Raw genomic sequence first — 17,532 nt, 5'->3', positions numbered from 1 at the left:
CTACTCATCTTCTCCCCGATGCTCTACTGCCATCTGGTCTACCCAATCTTCCTCTACGTACACCATTCCATTCCGACCTTCCACCTTACGGTTAGGACCAGGCTTATGCAGCTTGCAACTTAAAGGACCATAACAGAAACCTCAAACCGATACTTTCTTAGCCCTCTCGGATTCCAATTATCAACAATGATCTCAACTGGCATTCTACAACCCCACATACAACTGCGACACTTCGTATCATAGGTTCTTGCTGCCAGTCTGCGGTGTCCTCTTTCTCTGTAAACTTCCAGCAACGGTGGCACCAGTTCCCAGGGTGACGATGTGCTGCCCGGTTCTCCTTTAGCGATAACACTAAGCTTTGAGACTTTATAATAGTCAACCGGTTCCATATCAGGATCAGGAACTGGGACGCATTCACCTGAGATGATGTCATTGATTTTAAATTGATGTTTGGTATGGGCGGCTTTGCCGATACCGATGGAAAAAGTCGTTTCCACGCCATCGAGTTCCCCTTCTAACTTAATGGCGTAGCCGAGGTAGGTATGAGAGGCTTCATCGAAGGACCTCGTTAGACGGATACGGGGTTGGATTGAAATGATCGTACCTTTGAAAGTTGATTTAATCATGACTGAGTGGCCTCCTTCTTTATCTTATCGAAATATAAGCTTGTTGCAATTTTATGCTGGAATCAGATATATGTTCTCTTGATCAAAAATAAGCTCCATCGGTTGATTATACAGCCTATTAACGGTGTTGATATTTTCTATGAATGGATGGACACAGTTATTTTGGTTGTTTTCAAATTTCTTCATTGTCTGTACAGTCTTTCTTGAACATAATTTTTCCAATTGATTACTTGCTTCAATCAGAGTTTCATCAATCTGTGAATCACAGATAAAGGGAATCTTTGCCACCGCATCTCCGGCAAATTTATTTATCGATGCAAATCCTTCTAGCAAAGATGAATTGATCGAAGACTTGACATATTCTTCAATCTGGTTATAGCATTTTGTATATAATTCACGATATTGAAAAGAATAATCCTCTATTTTATGAACGGTACCTTCAAGGTATGCCGATCCAAAGTTTTCCAGTAACATCACTTCAAGAAAGGACGAAAAGGCAAACAAATATAACGCCAGTTGATATTCTTTGAGCTCAGCATGAACTTCTTCCAGCTTGCCTTTGACATCCTGGTCATGATGAATGAAAAGATTCCCTATTTTTTTATTCATTTTTTTAACGATCCGTTCCCGATAGAAAATAATGCTCTGCTCCGCCTCCCGTTTGATTTCCTGAACATGAATGTGTTTGTTGGTTTTATATTTTTCATTGTCCCAGTTGAATTTGTAATTATTTAAAACATCCTCCAAAACATTCAGGTTACCCCGCTGTTTTGCTTTTTCTTTTTGTTTCAAAAATTCAAAAATTTCGTGTGAAGTTTCAAGGATTTCTGCCAGTTTTTTATCGATGCTTATCAGTGCAACTGCAATTAACAGCAACGTAGGATCGTAAGCCATTTTTGTGGTCAAGGTTACGGAGTTACCAGCTGCCGGTACAAATACCGGTTGGCCAGTAATTTGACCATTTGCTCCCTGAATGAGTCCACGAAATCCAGTGCCATCTTTCGCTTTTACAAGTTCTCCCAAAACACCTTCCGGGAAGTCAGCCTTGTAGTAGCCCATTCCACCGGTTTCAAACGTTTGGGTAACGGTTCGAAATGCATCAGGCAAGGTAGGAAAAGCTGTACCCAACGCAGCAATACTTACTAATGGTAGTTTTGTACATTTTTCTAACGCTACTTCATCTTTAAGAACAGCAGAATAGTATTCAACATTCATCATAGCTTTTGAAATCTCATTTTTTTTAATGTTCTCGACCATTAATCATTTCCTCCAGAAATATGAATTTTTGCGTTTTGTATCCTTGTAAAGCATGTCTGGCACTTGTAGTCAACCATTGACCTGATAACTGATCATGAACAATGATGCCTCGATTGCTCAATAAGTTAATTGTGCCTAGCACAGGGGCCTACTCCTAGCACTGTAAGTGTATTGATTATTATTCTTCACTAGTCTCAATTATGTACTGTATCATTTCCATTCGTTCCGTTTTTTCTAAACTATCAAATAGAATAATTAACTCTTTTAAATTGACAGACCTATAATTCTGTTCAATTTTCTTTATCCTTCTTTCAAAAGATTTTCTGATAATTGGTTCACCTATGATCGCAGTTATTTTTTTGCAATACTGCATTGTATCATCTTCGTAAAAATTCATTCTGAAATTGTTTTCGTTAAGCTTAATCTCATGTCGTTTTAAATTTTCGTCAACTTCTACAATAATTTTTTTTGAACATTCACCAATCGTTTCCCTAAGAAAAAAAGCATCATTATAAAGCGTATAAATATTTTGAGCAAAAGTTTTTTCAAATCTATTTACTACATGTGCATTTTCAAGATATACAACGTTATCATCTGGTATATCGGAAAGTATAATCGGTGAATGAGTTGTGAAAACAACTTGAACTTTTCTTTCTCTAAACTCCACTTTCAATTCATTCATAAGGATATTTATAAACTGTCGTTGCCATTCTGGATGGCAATATAAATCAATTTCATCTATCAGAATTAAAACATTATTATTAATTCTACCATTTTCAAAACCTTTAATTGAATCAAAAAATGGTACTATATGCAACCATGAAAAAAAATTCAATAGTGCCCGTTCACCTGATGACATATGTTCAATAGTTATATTTAAATATTTTAAAACAAAAAATCTTTTGGCACGAGTATAATTCTCAATATATTCATAAATCTTAATCCATGGCTTCTCCAATTTGTCCTCCTCAAAATCGTTTTTCGGATTACAATCAAATTTGATATACCCTAGATTATCTGCAACACAGGAACATTCTTTAAGAATAATTTCAAGCTCCTCAATCTCATCGATCGCACTTTTATAATAAGCTTTAAGAATTTTTTTTTCATACTTTTCAACGAATTTTTTTATAGTTGTTTTAATTTTATCAATCTCATTAATTCCCATTAGAGTCTCAATATCATTTTCACTCATAAAACCACAGCATCGCAATTCAAATATTAAATTTAAAATCAATTGCAAAATAATGTTAGTTTTATCATATCTGTTTTTAAAATGACCAATTTTGGTAAATGAGTCTTCAATTTGATCCGGTTCGATAAATCCCCATTTTTCTTGGGGACTATACAAGATAATATTCTGAATTTCTTTTTTAATCGTTGTTTCCCAATTTGCATCAACCCCTAATGGTTTTTGTGAAAACTCAGTTAAAAAGTCTTTAGAATTATTCAAAATTGATGTTACTGATAATTTTATATAGTTATTTTTTTTTACAAAACTATCTTTGTTTGCTTTTCTCAAATTGTTATAATAGCAAACATCACATAGCGATTGAAATGTTTCCATCGAACGTGACCTGATCATGAATTTCTGGAAGTTATTAAATAAATTATTTACCCCTACACCTAAGAAGATCTGTGTCTTTGATGAATAAAATGTTCTAGATAAGTTTTCTATTGTTTTTGGATTCAAGCTAATATTATGCTCTTGCCCATCACCATCTTCATGTGAATATTTTGATTTCTGGCTACTATTTGTTAAAAATACCTTTGAAATCGAATTTGGATGTGAGTTATCTGAACGTGTCTCACTGTAGTAATCTTTATTTAACTCATTTATATCGTATTCTACAATTTCATCTCCTCTTAGATTCTCTAAATCATATTTTATTCTACAAGGCAAATTGAAGAAAACATTTATTTTCTCATCTGTTGCTGATTTATTTACATAGATTTGAATTGTTTCTATTTCAAATCTAATCTGCTCATTTTCTATACCTAAATCTTTTGTTTTTATCAATGAAGTATGAAAAATATGATCAATAATAGTTGTTTTACCTGATCCATTATTACCCACAATCGCAGATAACCCTGTTATGACTTCATCTGTTAACACACCGATATTTGCATGGTTTTTTCTTATCATTAGTTCATGTTTATGCTTGTTGAAATTAATAAAATAAGATTTGTTGAAACAAACCCCACAATCGTTTATAACTTGATTTTTAGTTTTATTTATCCAAATGTAAATTAATTCCATACTAAACCCTTTTCTATGCCTGATTCAAAAGATTTATAACACTCTCCTGTAAATTCAGTTCGCACTACAAATTTTTTGCAATTTTTTTAATTCTTTTATTTGAGCAGCTTCAGCAGGTTCGGTTAAAAAATTTAATTGCTTTGCTATGTCACGTCTTAGTTTCAAAAACGCTTCATTATTCAATTGGTTTTCGTCCGCAATATAACCAACTATAAATTCCTTAAACTCTTCAATTGAAACAAACGATTCGCCATAGACTTTAAATAGTTCTATAATATATATGTCGGGATACATACTCCTTTTTTTCAAAAGTTCTAGCGCTTGGTTATTATGATAACCATAAAGCGATTTTAATTTTAAAGTATCGATATGTAATTTAATTGCTTCATCATTTTTATCACAAGTTTTTATAGTGAGTTCTTGCGTCACTGGATTCACTTCAAATGTAAAATGATCGTTCAAACTTTCCTCAAAAGGATTAATACTATCAAATCCAAATTTTTTATCCCCCTTAATGTGATTACAAGTATGACAAACCGGTATCATATTGTACAATGACATTGAGAAATACGGATAGATACTTTTGGGTAAAAAATGATCGATCTCTCCTCTTAGTTTTCCATTATCAGAAAACACCGGTGTTATATATTGTCTGTTACAATAAGGACAAACTCGAATGCTACTTTCCATCACAAATGTATAATCTGACCAAGCATCTACTGAAGTAATCATATTCTTGAAATTATGTATCGTCAAATCGATCCCTAAATTTTTAAACCCTATTTCAAAATCAGATCTCTTCAGATTTTTTATTGTACCATTTTCGAAAAATGATTCATATATTATTCTCTTCTTACTTGGTAAGTATTTTAAAAGATCTTTGATCATTAATTTTTGAACTTCAAACGAATAATTTTTTATATTACTCCGTTTCTTTGTTTTCTTTAAAAGAATGTCAAACAAATCTTCCGATTTAAACTCTTCATAACGAAATTTTTCTAACAAATATTGGCTGTATGATTTAGTATTTTTATTTTTTGATTTTAAAACTTCAATACCCTTTGCAACTGTTGCGAACAATTTTTTTATCTTTTTATCATGCTTTCGTAATACATCAGGTTTACCAATTGAAATCTCTTCGAAATTTTCTATGATATAGGCCCAAAAGTTTTTTTCCTCTTGATTAAACACTTGAATATCAAAACACGGTTCCAACTTAAATTCTATCTTGTCAACAGAAAAAAGGTTCGCTTTCTTAATTCCTGGCAAAATATTCTCTGAACAATATTTAAAATGCTTTTCTTCAATTTCCTTTGATAATGAAATTTTTATCATTTGTTATCTACTCCTTTAGTTTCAACGATATACTGAATTAAGCTTGATTGATCAATTTTGTCCAGTTTTTCGAAATTATCTATGATTTTTCCCAATTCAGGTGACCGATATTCTACTTCAAGATTTTTTATCTTCATCATATAAAAATTTCTTATAACCGGCTCTCCGATTAATTCAACAATTTTTTTGCATTCTATCAGTTTTGTAGTCAATTCATTTCGTTTGATTGAATTTTGATCAGAAAGTATTTTAATATGGAGAAATGATTGCGTCAGTAAGATGGTATGATACTCATCCAAAATGCTTCCAGCTTAATGATCACCTTACGAACTATCATCAATCAATCCGCTATTAGCAACCTTTCGCTTCTGCTTAATTGATTTACTGGACAATCTCATTTTCATTAAGTATGAGCATTATGATCATCTCATCTTTTTTCGCTGTTAGTAAACGTTTTGCAATTAATCACCTGCTCTTTTTGTGTAAAATAAGCCACTTCATCAAATAAGGTCGATCGTTGTTTGCGGGTACTTCATACCATTCTGAACAGAGAAAATAATTTATGCCATAAATGCATACAGGGTTTGCATAATATCTGACCGGCTTAATCCCGCCAGTTGTTTCCGTTTTTAATAATAACGGAAATTGAATATCGAAAGTTTCCTTAGAATATTCTCGCGTCTGCATTTTTTTAACTTCTTCATGTGAAACAGCTCCATCTTCAAGCATACTCCGAAAGACTGTTCTGACAATCGCACCAATTTTCATTTCTTTGAGCCCATCAATATCGGTATTTTCAATTTTAACTATTTCTGGCGTAATCCGTCCAGGCGATGAAGCTCTTTGATTCTTATTGACTCTGGTTTCAGTATTAACAAATAGATTATACATCTGCAAACTTCGCATGAATAATTCAGACGTATCCGAAACCTCACCAAGCATGCTCAAAACTGGTTCCAGAATGCTCTCTCTAAAATCGTCATTGGCAATGATCCGCACGTCAAAATCAAGATCGGCTGTCTCTAGAACTGCAGTCATGTCACTCATGCATTCATTGATCGCTATCATAACACTCGGATTAATTTTGGGCGAGGCAAAAATGATTGTGCCACTACTTAAACCAAAATACCCGTAAATACACATCGCCGTGCGAATGCATTTTTTAATAACACGGGTTACCGTTTCCTCTTTCGAACCATAGTTAAGACCCGCCTCGTGAAAGGCAACATCAATTGCATAAATTTTACTGTGTGTCCCATCAGATGTGATACCAAGCGCATCAATTTCGGCCTGTGCCAAAATCTGTGACAAGCCACTGTTGGCTTTAAACAGATCATAACCGAATTTTTTGCTAAAACAATTTGCAGAATTTTTCAGCAATTGTTCGATTTTATCCTGATTTTTCAGTTCCCAGTGAGATGATGCTTTCCAATTAGTCTGGGCGATCTGGCATTCTTTTACATGCCGCAGCCACGATAGCATCAATGATTCGCCGACTTCTATTTTCATTTCATACCTCTGTAAAAATATTCTGCTCTAATGTGCTGGCACCGACTACTTAACCGTTTATTTTCTCATATCTGAACTTGATTTTTTCTTTGCAAACGGTTTGCCGATTTTTTTAACGACCGTTTTGTGCGTATCCGCAACCCCGGTGCAAAAACCATCTGATACGTCTTTACTAATTTTACCGATTTTATTGATTATTTCACGCCGATCTTTATCAATTTTTTCTTTTATAGACCGACTCTTTAAGATTACTTCTTCATTGACATAATAAATCAGAACTCGCTCGCCGGTTTTTAGTTTTGAGCCGATCTTTTGATCATTTGGATAAGTGACTCGAGTGACCTGTCCATCGTCTTTACTGACAAATTTCAAGCTTGGTTTTTCTAATTTCACAGCAACTTTTAGGCCTAAGCTTTCAAGGTCTTCTCGTGCTTCATAGAGATTAGCCCCAATGATTCTCGGAACTTTAAATTCATGAACAACGGTTTCTAATAACTTTTTGCTCTTATCAATTACTTCTTGAGTGAGATAGTAAACCTTAACTGCCGTTCCTGGATTGACCCGCGAGCCGAATCTTGGTTCAGAATACATCACTTCATTTTCACTTTCATCAACATACGCTAAATTAGGATTTGCAATCGCCGATGTTGGAATCAAATTTAGTTCGTCTTTTAGAACTCGCAATGCTTCATCAATATAGACGTCTTTTAAATCAGGTATTTTTATAAGGTTTTTCTGTTTTTCAATAAATTCAGTACCTGTTTTTTCTATAAGAACCAAAGCACTTGGTGCAATCACTTTAACTGCAGCTTTTCCATACATTGCTATCTTCGACCATTTCGACATTTTTCATTCCTCCATTTATTAGCAATAATTTTGTATATGTGTACCTGCTACCAGTAGTTAACCGTTGACCTGATAACCGATCATGAATAATGCTGCCTCAATGGCTCTCATTTTCAAAGCTCCATCAAATTGATTAAATTTGGAATCCGTTCGCTCAGCAATTTCTTTCAACAGCCAGTTCGCCCGAATATTGTTTTCAGTATGTCGCTTGGGATTGTTACTCAGTTCAGGGAAAGTATATTTGTCACTGCCGGGATTACGCCGATTCACAGCACTCCGTTGATAGGAGCTTTCTTTTCCTTTGCCCCAGGCAAACAACAATTCATCAGGAACCTTCGCCAGCGAATACTCCTCGCAGAAAAGCCGCACCAGCAACCCCAAAGCGGCACCAACTCGGCCATCATAAATAATAAAACCATCAATATATAAAGAATAGATTTTTGTAAAGCCAGAGTTCATGATCATCTCACGTTGATAATACGCTTCGGATGAACGATCATCGGTCATGCTGTTTTGGATTTCCTTGAGATAATAGCAGATCTCCATGCCAAGTCCATTGACCCGCTTATCATTATTTGCTAGGACGCCACCCCACTGCAAAATCGAACAGCAGTATTTTCGACATGCTTCTGGTTCAGAATCCTGAAGACTCTTTCTTAATCCCTGTGACAACCGTGTTAACGCTAATGCACTTTCATCAAATGTTTTACCGTTAACGACTCTTCCATTGATCGGATCGTTGTATCTGAATGACCAGCAATAATTTTCATAAGCTGAAAAGATTGAATTGCATTCCCAATGCATGATGGGCTTCTTCATATTATAATCGTGATTAAAAGAATTCGTACGATCCATTTTCTTTTCCAACCAGTGCATAAAATTCTGCACGGAATCATTCGTTAAAAATTCACTCTTTTTCAATGATTTGTATCCTTTCTATAGACTGATAAGCTTCCCTGCTATCAGAATTGATTGCAGTGTCGTATTGAAGTTAAGTGCACTTTCCTCCGTAAAGTATAATTTCAGTTAATCTGATCCCAGCACTGGCAGTACGTGAACACCCTTATTTATTATTGAATACGTTCCATCCATATTTTCTTCAACTAATGTATCTCCGCCTATTGTTATCATAGGTCTCATTTTAACTGAAAAACCGTAGTGTTTTTCAAAATCGAAACCTCTCCAATTTTTGTTTAATTTAGCAATACGTTTAATTCGTCTAGGGCTCAATTCTTTTTCGTATTCATGAAATGAACATCCATTATCTTCAAGTCTATCTCTGACATAAGGTGTGGGTGCGTTTGGCCAAAACTCTTTGGCAGTTGGTTCTAAATCGCAGAGATAAAAGGATTTGGATTTTTTAATGCTTTCAATTATATCCTCACATTCACTTAAACCATCATTTGGATAGATTTTTTCCCCTTGCTCCATTTTTTCATATACCATTTTGCAGAGTTTTTCTGAGAGAGGAATTTTAAATTTTTCAAATGTCTGATCTTTATACATATCATATTCACTATTCGTCCGAATCAGATACCCATATTGATAATTACAACGCATGAATGGTTGGTAACCAATAGGCATAACTTTCGTTAATTTAATCCCTTTATTCTCAACATAATATGCCCAATCAACAATTTCTGACAAAGCTCTGTGAATAACAGCATAACGGGAATCTCCCCCAATATTAGCAACATTTTTTCTGGAATCAACTTTTTCAAAATCAGTTCGTTCTAAAGGTAGCCATTTCTTTGTATAATTATCATATTTACAGCAAGCGAAAAAAAGGGCTACATCTAAATTACTCGTAACATCCATCAGATTAGTTGGAAACCCATAATGCTGTGCAATCGCGTATGGAAAAATTTGACCATACGACCATTTTTTGCATATGTCAAATTTCTCAAGAAAACGAATAAAACTAAATAGTTGCAATTGGCTAATGATAATTTTCATACGATCTTTATCAGTTTTACCAACAAAATTCCGAAAGTAATTAGCCTTACTGGAGCCATAAAATGCGTTTTCACCACGATAATAATAGCGTTGGCGACCTTGTCTAATTAAATCGATAAAATTTGTGCCATCTCCGTAATCAACTAATAATCCAGTACGAAAAATATCTACTAATCCACCAATTGGACCACTTTTATTATTTTTAGCATCTTCAATTTTTTTTATTTCCTGGTCTGTTAAACTATCAAAATTTATAAGCCAGTTATTTAAAGTTCTTTTGTTTTTTTCTGGACTAAGTCCCAACGCAGTGTAGATAAAAGACAATTCTTCTGGTTTTAGAGTTGACAAATTTTCATGATCTACAAGAAATTGAATGGTCTCTTGATCTTTTTTTTCATCTTCGAGCATTTTTTCAACATCACAAAAAGACAATTCTGGTAATTCACTCAGCTTTTCAATCATTCTAGCCGAATTTAAGTATTCATCACTGTTATTATAACGCAGAATATTACTACATACATCAGCTCTCTCTTGGTACTCAGCTATACATAGATTTTCAATAGCTTTATCATACATTGATCGTTGTAATGAAAAGTAGCTCGGACTATTTGATACATAATTTAGAAATGGTGGTGGGAAAGTTATTTTATTCATTTCAATATATCACCTTATGTTTATAGAGTTTTATTTGGTATGGAGATCATTTCGTCTGAGTAAACGTATATATAACATCAAAATTTATTATCGAACTGAAAAAATCATTGCTGTCTTCTCTTCTATCTATCACAGCCAATGCTTCTCTATTGCTATATTTTAGAATCTTCACCCCGCCCATCAACATGCAGCTTAATCCGTTAACGATAACAACTTATCCAAACCATTACTTTAATCGATTCCAATGGAACTATTGTATCATTTAATGGCATTGATGGAAAGTTTTTATCGGTGATTGGGCAAAAAAATAAACTCGCAAGATTGACTCTTGTGAGTTTATTAACTCGTTGCTTGTTTATCATCTAGAACCATTTATTCTTTGTGTTTCTCTTCCTCCTCCCCCAATTCCCGAATCACGGCTTCCAGCCGCTTCGGTAAAGGCACCCCCAGCCGTCCGAGGTTTTCCAGAATACTCAAGCCTTCATTGGAGAGGTAGAAGCCGATCATCGCCACCCGCAGGGGGGCACCGGCTCCGCCCAGTAGGGTGATATCCAGCAGATGGCCCATCCCTACGACCATAAAGATCAGGATTTTTTTGAGGATGCCCCGGAAGCCCTGGGCGCTGGAAAGTTTCTTTTTCTGAAGCGCACAGAGCACTCCGGTTAAGTAGTCCATCACCACAAAGGCGATCAGACATTGTAAAAACCCATCAAAGCCGCCGAGCATTTGGCCGAGCACCCCGCCTAACAGGGCAAAGACCAGTGAGACTTCAGTGATTTTCATTACACCTCGCAGTGAACAAAGCCCTGCTCCTGATAAAGGATGGTGGTGAGCCCCAGACTTTCGGCGATGCTGGCCACTCTTTCAATATCAATACCTGGGGCGTAGAGATCAGCGGCCTGTCCGATGCGGTGTTTGGATCTAGGGATGCCGCCCACCTCGCCGTTGCGGATTTCGCACCGGAGCCCAGAGGTAATGATCACCAGAGAATCCAGTGCGTTACGCAGAGCTTCAAGCTTGAGCATCAGCCACAGATCCATGGCTCCCGGAAAGCCGTCACAATAAGCGCCCTGACAATCGCAGGCAAATTTGCCCTTGGTAAAGTGCGGGGTGGCGCCATCGCCATCCATTGAAATCACTGACAACTGTTCCCGAAACAGTCGGTTTTCGGTGAGTGGTCCCACCAAGCCATCCGGTTCCAGGTCGTGATTTTTTCCTTGCCATCGACCATGCCATGGTTAGATCGGATCTGAACTTTTTTGGTTAAAAAATCGCTCGTCAGTGCCATTGGTAATCCTCCTTTCCTTTATTTGATTTCATTTTAGCATCCTAGGATACTGGCTTTAAACGCCCTAGTGAAGGGAAAGTATTAGATTTTCGACATAAAAAAAGCCGGTTTAATTTTAAATTAAACACGACTTTTTCTGATCAGTTTTTTTTAATTCTATCCAAGACAACTCTTACGCTTTACCGCTCAAACCATCCTCATCGGTGGTTCCTTCAACGATAAACACGATTCTGATCATCTTTTCACTCAGCATTGACAAAGTTACGCATGCCATTTATGTTGCTTCTTCTGGTAAGATGATGCCTTCCCACCTACTTAGCTACTTCTCGGTCAACGCCTGATTCAACCGCATCAGTTCGGCGACGCATTGGGACTCACGGATGTTTTTATCGAAACCATAGGCGGCTAGCACCGCTTTGTCGTTGGCCTGGTGAGCCCGGCGCAGCTCTTTGGGCATAGTGATCTCATCATAGAGATCGGCCAGGCTGCAATCGGGATAGAGGGCTCGGGCATCCAGAATGGCCTGAGCGGTTTTTTCGATCAGGGCCTGCTGAGCGACGGTGGGGCTGGGCCAGGGGAAATTGTTATAGACGATATTGATGGAGTAGCGGTAGTCACTTTTTAACCGCCCTGCCACGACACGCATCCAGGCCATATGGACGTTAGAAGTGAGAATACCGAAATGGTAAAGGGTGGCATCAGGTAAAATGATTGTAGAATTGCTTGGAATGGATGTGTCGTCAAGAAACCCGATAGGAATATATCGTCTGTTTTCAGATGATGTGCTTGGTACCAACACATATGATTTCGGGTTCTTTATCTCCCGAAAGAATGCCGGTTTTTCTGCCAATTTCTGCCTGCCAACGTCCGGCGCATTCAAGCGGTCAAGGCGACAGCGTTCTACCCGCTCTTTCACCAGGGGCATGCTGCGTATCTCTGCCGGTGACGCATCCACTAACCAGAGACACCAGCGTTTTTTGTTGTTGATAAATTCAGCAGCACCGACAAATTTTTTAATGAATTTCTTTGCTTTTGGCTCTTTTTTAATAAACGATTCATAATCATCAGCAAAGATCAGAAGATGTCCCCCATCAGCTGGCCGATTCCCGGTGGTCATTTCAGGTACGTCGCATAAAGGCTTCTTGATATTTTCAATAAACACCACCGGCGCTTCCACCAGATAGGAATTAATCTGTTCCACCTTATTGCTGATGGCTTCGCCGCTATAAATCCGTTTGTCTGCCGGGTTAGGCGCCTGACTAAAGCCGACAATGACACAGTGGACAGCGGCCTGATCACTGGCTTCGCTGGCCCATTTAAAGGTTCGGTAGGCAAAATCGAAGTGAATCCCAAAGCACTCATACAGCGGTTTAAAGACCCCGGCCACCTGTTCCCCCTGGGTAATCGAATTGGTCGAGACAAAGGCAGTGCGGATGCCTGTGCCGTCCATCAGCTGGGCAGCTTTGAAATACCAGCCGGCCACAAAATCAATTTTTCCGGCACTTTTATAGGGTTTACCGGCTTCATCGACATAAACCGCCAGCAGATCATTTTTCTGGGCCTTTGATTGCAGCGAATAGCCCACAAATGGTGGGTTCCCCATCACAAAATCAAGTTCTGTTGGCGGCACCACGGTTTCCCAGGCGATTTGCAGGGCGTTGCCCTCGATAATGTTGGCGTAGGATTTCAGCGGCAGGAAATCCAGATGCATATGGACGATGTCCTCGGTCTTTTTCATCATCTGGGCTTCGGCAATCCAGAGGGCGGTCTTACCGACCGAAACGGCAAAATCGTTGATCTCAATGCCGTAAAACTGATGAATCGACACTTTAATCGGCGAATGCAGATCGCTACCAATGCGGATCTGATCGCCCAGCAACACTTTTAAGACGTCATTTTCCAGCTGTCGCAGGGCCAGGTAGGATTCGGTCAGAAAATTCCCCGAGCCACAGGCGGGATCCAGAAAATTGAGCCCCGCCAGTTTTTCTTGAAAGGTGGAAAGATTGCGGTTTCTGGTCTTTTCGACGGGCTCCTCCTTAAGCTGGTCAAATTCGTCCTTTAAATCTTCAAGAAACAAGGGGTCGATGACCTTGTGAATGTTCTCGATGGAGGTATAGTGCATCCCCCCGGAACGCCGGGTCTCGGGGTTTAAGGTGCTTTCAAAGACGGCGCCGAAAATGGTCGGGCTGATTTCCTGCCAGTCAAAATCCTCGGAGGCATCGTGAATCAGCAGATCAACAATTTCCTGGGAGAAGCCGGGGATTTCGATTTTTTCAGTGGCAAAGAGCCCGCCATTGACATAGGGAAACGCCCCCAGCGCCGGTTCCATATATGGATCCCGTTCGGCGACGGTTTGATTGAGCACTGCAAAGAGCTCAATCAGAGCCTTTCGGACATCGGCGGGGTTGAGGTAGCGCTTGAGATAATCCTTAAAGATCCCGTGCTTACCAAAAATCCCGGCGTCTTCGGCATAGAGGCAAAAGACCAGGCGGACGCAGAGCATGTTCAGGCTTTTTAAGGACTCGGGATTTTCGGGATCTCGATACTGCTTAAGCAGGGCATCGTAAAACTTGCCGACGATTTCACCGGCCTTGATGGAAATCTCCATTTCCCGGATGATCGCCTCATTCTGGGCATCGACCAGAAATTCCAGGCGGTAGGTTTCCTCGTGCAGGTTGGCCAGGAGGATTTCCTCGGGCTCACCATTGGGGTTTTCCATGTCGTAGACCAGAAACGCTTTAAAATTGCAGGTCACAATCCAGCGGGGTCGCCGGGAATAAGGCAGATTGGCAGAATATCGCTTGGCCTGCTGAAACGGCGTCAAGTAGCTGCCGTCGGACTGGCGTATGGCCTTGCGCAGATCCCGGTCATTCCCTTTCTGTTCAATTAACACATGGGTCTCGGGGATGTAGCCGTCAATAAAGCTGGTATGATCCAGCATCACCTGATCTTCAAAGCTGATTTGCTGCTCGGGTCTAGCCACCCCATAGACGTCCCGCAACAGCACCAGCCAGAAAGGCTGACTGTGTCCTTTTTCATAGCCTTTATCCTGCCAGTCGGTCACAAAGGCTCTAGCCGCGTCACGTTTCTCAATTTCTGTCATGCTGTTATCCTCTCACATCTAAACTGGTTTTATTATAACGCTTTAAAGGGCGAATTGCAAAAGGATGGGGGGTTTTTTGTGCCTGTCGAAAGGGCATTTCTGCTCTCCTTTCCCCGTCTTTACCGTATTTTTCGAAAGCAAGATTTTTCCCAGTCTTTATGAACTTTGATGAGCAGCTTCAATTTTTATTGAGAAACTGTAAAATAAGCGTTATAATCAAGATAACATACAGGAAATGCCAAATACCAGAGTTATGCCGATTTTATAATATTGTTATCCGGATGCTATACAGTGATAATTTTCAGCATCACAAACCACATTTTCATGTTTATTATAACGAATATGAAGCCTCCGTTGGAATCGACGGTGACGTGTTAGTCGGGAATCTCCCGGTAAAACAATTAAAATCCTTCCGGCACTGTCATGGGACAGTCGCGGGAAGGATTTTTTTATCCTGGCTTGGGCTTTCACCCTTTAATATTTGTTCATTTACAGCTCATCGCGCCGCTTTGGCGGTTCGCCCAGCCTGTTCCATTAGTGCCGTTTAACCGTATACTGCTGTAAGGTCACCGCAATCACCGTTGTCATCGTCACCATCCGGGGCTCAAAAGAAAAATCATCCCGGCCGGTCTGGTGTTTCATAATCTGGTTCAGAGCCGTTATTTTTTCGGCCCCATCGGTCAGAATCACGGCCTGGCCGTCGCCAATCAAACTCTCAAAATTGCAGCTGTAATCACAGCCACTGGCCCCGGTGATCAGTTGAGCCATCCGATCCATTTCAATACAGACCTGGGGATTCTTTTCGAGCACCGCCAGCTTGCGGCCTTTAGGAGCACAATGGAGATAGATCGTCAACTCCGATCCGGCCATCGTATAGCCAAAGTTCAAAGGCACCACATAGGGTTTGCCATCATCCACCAGGCCCAACCGTAACACCTTACAGCCGCTGATGATTGCCAAAATTTCTGCTTCACTGGTTACTTCACGTTCTGAACGTCGCATCTTACCTCCACGGTCTCATCATTTTTTTCTGACTTTATTGTATCATCTTTTGGCCCCCCCGCCAACCACCGCCGGATGGTGCTTTGTGCAAGAAACTGAGCCCAAATTGCATCACAACGAAAAAAACTGGTTTTTACTAAAAAAATGAAACGCGGGAAGTTAAACAACCTCATCAACCGCCGGCAAAGCTGCAACAATATTTTCAGCTTACCCCGAAATACTGGTTGCATAAATAATCAGGCTATGTTAAATCTGATCTGGAGGTAGTAGTGTATGTCTAATAGTAGTGAAGGTTCATTAAACCAGCATAGTAGTGTATGTCTAATAGTAGTGAAGGTTCATTAAACCAGCATAGTAGTGTATGTCTAATAGTAGTGAAGGTTCATTAAACCAGCAAGCCAAATGTTCTTGCCAGGGGGGGACCCTTGATAAATTATTGCAGCCCCAAATCCTGACCATTTTAGCCAGTCAGAATTTACATGGGTATCGCATTATCCATGAATTAGAAATTCGAAAAATGATCCACGGTGATAAGATTGACCGTACCGGCGTGTATCGGACCCTTAAACATTTAGAGCAAAAAAACCTGATTGCGGCGGAATGGGACGTCAACGGAACCGGAGCCGCTAAAAAAATCTACCGCATCAACCCCTCCGGTCAAACCTGCTTAAAAAATTGGATCGAAACCCTGGAAACCTATCAAAATACTATTGCCGGCATTTTATCAGAGGCCCGTCGCACAATCGATCCATCATCAAAATAAGCTTTGCAACATCAAGAAAAAAGGAGACCTTTTACATGCATGAAATTTGGATTATCGGAACCAACCCGCCATGTCCCCGATGTGGCTTGCTGACCCATCTCATTGAAACCATCGTAAGTGCAGAAAATAAAGCGGCAACGGTGCGACATCTTGCCTATACCGATCCGAAAGCCAGCGATTTTGCCCACACGCAAGGTCTGATCCCGGGCACCGCAAAGAATGTGGCCCGCCTTCTCGATCTACCCATCGATCCCGTTTTACTGAATCAGTGTTATGATCGCCGGGATGACCCGGAAAATCTTCCCTACGAACCTTACAATCAGTTTGGCTGGACTTACGCTTTGGATCAGTATTTACAGCCTTACGAACAGGCTGCTAAGGGTGTCGGAATTCTAATGACCCCAGTTTTAATCATCAATGGTCAACTCAAACACGCCGGCAGCGTCCCGCCGCTGACCGACCTCACCCGCTGGCTAAACGCTCTTTAGGATCGTATCAAAATTTACAATGTATCATAGCACACAAAAACCTTCCCGCTGGTGTCATCGGACCCGGCGGGAAGGTTTTTGTCAAACTTCAACGGGGACTTCTTCAACGGGAACTGCTGCGACCCCAGCCGGTTTTTTTGAACCATCTGATCATAGAATTTCTGAACCATCAGGCTGATGGCATTGTCGCCGGACACATTGCAGGCCGTCGCGAAACTGTCCTGACTGATCTAGATGGCAATCATCAAACTTGCCAGGGGACTGTCAATGGCAATGCCGATAATCGACAAAAATGGCAAGGCCGTCATGATGGCGCCGCCGGGAGCCCCCGGGACCGCGACCATGGCAAAACCCAGGGTCATAATAAAACCCATCATCAGTCCAAAATCATGATCCATCTGATTCATTTTTTTATGGCGTCATGGCTGGCCCGGCAAAACCGTTT

Annotated in this window: 17 protein-coding genes; 3 read left to right on the top strand and 14 right to left on the bottom strand. The window is 39.7% G+C overall.

Features of this window, described 5'->3' with window-relative positions:
- Positions 1-119 precede the first annotated feature (119 nt).
- The 12 genes from DOZ58_RS02105 to DOZ58_RS02050 form a co-directional block, all read right to left on the bottom strand.
- Entirely contained in the window at positions 120-626 is a 507-nt protein-coding gene (locus DOZ58_RS02105; RefSeq protein ID WP_242988577.1) for a hypothetical protein, read from the bottom strand.
- Positions 627-677: 51 nt separating this feature from the next.
- Positions 678-1,883: a hypothetical protein gene (locus tag DOZ58_RS02100; RefSeq protein WP_111886784.1), complete on the bottom strand. Its 1,206-nt coding sequence runs from the start codon at positions 1,881-1,883 to the stop codon at positions 678-680.
- Between the two features lie 178 nt (positions 1,884-2,061).
- On the bottom strand, positions 2,062-4,143 hold the full coding sequence (locus tag DOZ58_RS02095; RefSeq protein ID WP_111886783.1) for an AAA family ATPase: 2,082 nt from the start codon (positions 4,141-4,143) through the stop codon (positions 2,062-2,064).
- A gap of 54 nt (positions 4,144-4,197) precedes the next feature.
- Positions 4,198-5,478, bottom strand: coding sequence for an HNH endonuclease domain-containing protein (locus DOZ58_RS02090; RefSeq protein WP_111886782.1), 1,281 nt, complete (start codon positions 5,476-5,478; stop codon positions 4,198-4,200).
- A complete protein-coding gene (locus tag DOZ58_RS02085; RefSeq protein WP_111886781.1) occupies positions 5,475-5,777 on the bottom strand; it encodes a hypothetical protein in 303 nt (100 codons plus the stop codon). The genes DOZ58_RS02090 and DOZ58_RS02085 overlap by 4 nt, the downstream gene beginning before the upstream one ends.
- A gap of 166 nt (positions 5,778-5,943) precedes the next feature.
- Positions 5,944-6,987, bottom strand: coding sequence for a hypothetical protein (locus DOZ58_RS02080; RefSeq protein WP_111886780.1), 1,044 nt, complete (start codon positions 6,985-6,987; stop codon positions 5,944-5,946).
- Between the two features lie 57 nt (positions 6,988-7,044).
- Positions 7,045-7,833, bottom strand: coding sequence for a PASTA domain-containing protein (locus tag DOZ58_RS02075; protein WP_111886779.1), 789 nt, complete (start codon positions 7,831-7,833; stop codon positions 7,045-7,047).
- A 57-nt stretch (positions 7,834-7,890) separates the two neighbouring features.
- Positions 7,891-8,688: a hypothetical protein gene (locus DOZ58_RS02070; RefSeq protein WP_162624385.1), complete on the bottom strand. Its 798-nt coding sequence runs from the start codon at positions 8,686-8,688 to the stop codon at positions 7,891-7,893.
- A 171-nt stretch (positions 8,689-8,859) separates the two neighbouring features.
- Positions 8,860-10,443: an FRG domain-containing protein gene (locus DOZ58_RS02065; protein WP_111886777.1), complete on the bottom strand. Its 1,584-nt coding sequence runs from the start codon at positions 10,441-10,443 to the stop codon at positions 8,860-8,862.
- 372 nt (positions 10,444-10,815) lie between these two features.
- The gene (locus tag DOZ58_RS02060) at positions 10,816-11,226 is read right to left on the bottom strand and encodes a holin family protein (protein WP_111886776.1); all 411 of its coding nucleotides are present in this window, start codon (positions 11,224-11,226) and stop codon (positions 10,816-10,818) included.
- Positions 11,226-11,627 (bottom strand): D-Ala-D-Ala carboxypeptidase family metallohydrolase, encoded by a 402-nt coding sequence (locus DOZ58_RS02055; protein ID WP_162624384.1) that lies wholly within the window; start codon positions 11,625-11,627, stop codon positions 11,226-11,228. The genes DOZ58_RS02060 and DOZ58_RS02055 overlap by 1 nt, the downstream gene beginning before the upstream one ends.
- Positions 11,628-12,050: 423 nt before the next feature.
- Positions 12,051-14,834: a DNA methyltransferase gene (locus DOZ58_RS02050; protein ID WP_111886774.1), complete on the bottom strand. Its 2,784-nt coding sequence runs from the start codon at positions 14,832-14,834 to the stop codon at positions 12,051-12,053.
- A gap of 158 nt (positions 14,835-14,992) precedes the next feature.
- Between DOZ58_RS02050 and DOZ58_RS02045 the strand changes: the two genes are divergently transcribed.
- Positions 14,993-15,382, top strand: coding sequence for a DUF4160 domain-containing protein (locus DOZ58_RS02045; protein ID WP_322520059.1), 390 nt, complete (start codon positions 14,993-14,995; stop codon positions 15,380-15,382).
- Here the strand turns inward: DOZ58_RS02045 and DOZ58_RS02040 are convergent.
- The gene (locus DOZ58_RS02040) at positions 15,369-15,836 is read right to left on the bottom strand and encodes a pyridoxamine 5'-phosphate oxidase family protein (RefSeq protein ID WP_111886773.1); all 468 of its coding nucleotides are present in this window, start codon (positions 15,834-15,836) and stop codon (positions 15,369-15,371) included. The two genes, DOZ58_RS02045 and DOZ58_RS02040, sit on opposite strands and share 14 nt — an antisense overlap.
- 361 nt (positions 15,837-16,197) lie before the next feature.
- Here DOZ58_RS02040 and DOZ58_RS02035 point away from each other — a divergent pair, with 361 nt between their 5' ends.
- Positions 16,198-16,599: a helix-turn-helix transcriptional regulator gene (locus DOZ58_RS02035; protein ID WP_111886772.1), complete on the top strand. Its 402-nt coding sequence runs from the start codon at positions 16,198-16,200 to the stop codon at positions 16,597-16,599.
- 35 nt (positions 16,600-16,634) lie between these two features.
- A complete protein-coding gene (locus tag DOZ58_RS02030; RefSeq protein ID WP_111886771.1) occupies positions 16,635-17,087 on the top strand; it encodes a thioredoxin family protein in 453 nt (150 codons plus the stop codon).
- 230 nt (positions 17,088-17,317) lie between these two features.
- On the opposite strand, the gene DOZ58_RS19210 is transcribed toward DOZ58_RS02030, so the two are convergent.
- Entirely contained in the window at positions 17,318-17,494 is a 177-nt protein-coding gene (locus DOZ58_RS19210) for a hypothetical protein (RefSeq protein ID WP_204355456.1), read from the bottom strand.
- Positions 17,495-17,532 lie beyond the last annotated feature (38 nt).

The organism is Acetobacterium sp. KB-1, from assembly GCF_003260995.1.
Taxonomy (GTDB): domain Bacteria; phylum Bacillota; class Clostridia; order Eubacteriales; family Eubacteriaceae; genus Acetobacterium; species Acetobacterium carbinolicum.
This window is presented reverse-complemented; position numbering and strand designations above follow the sequence as displayed.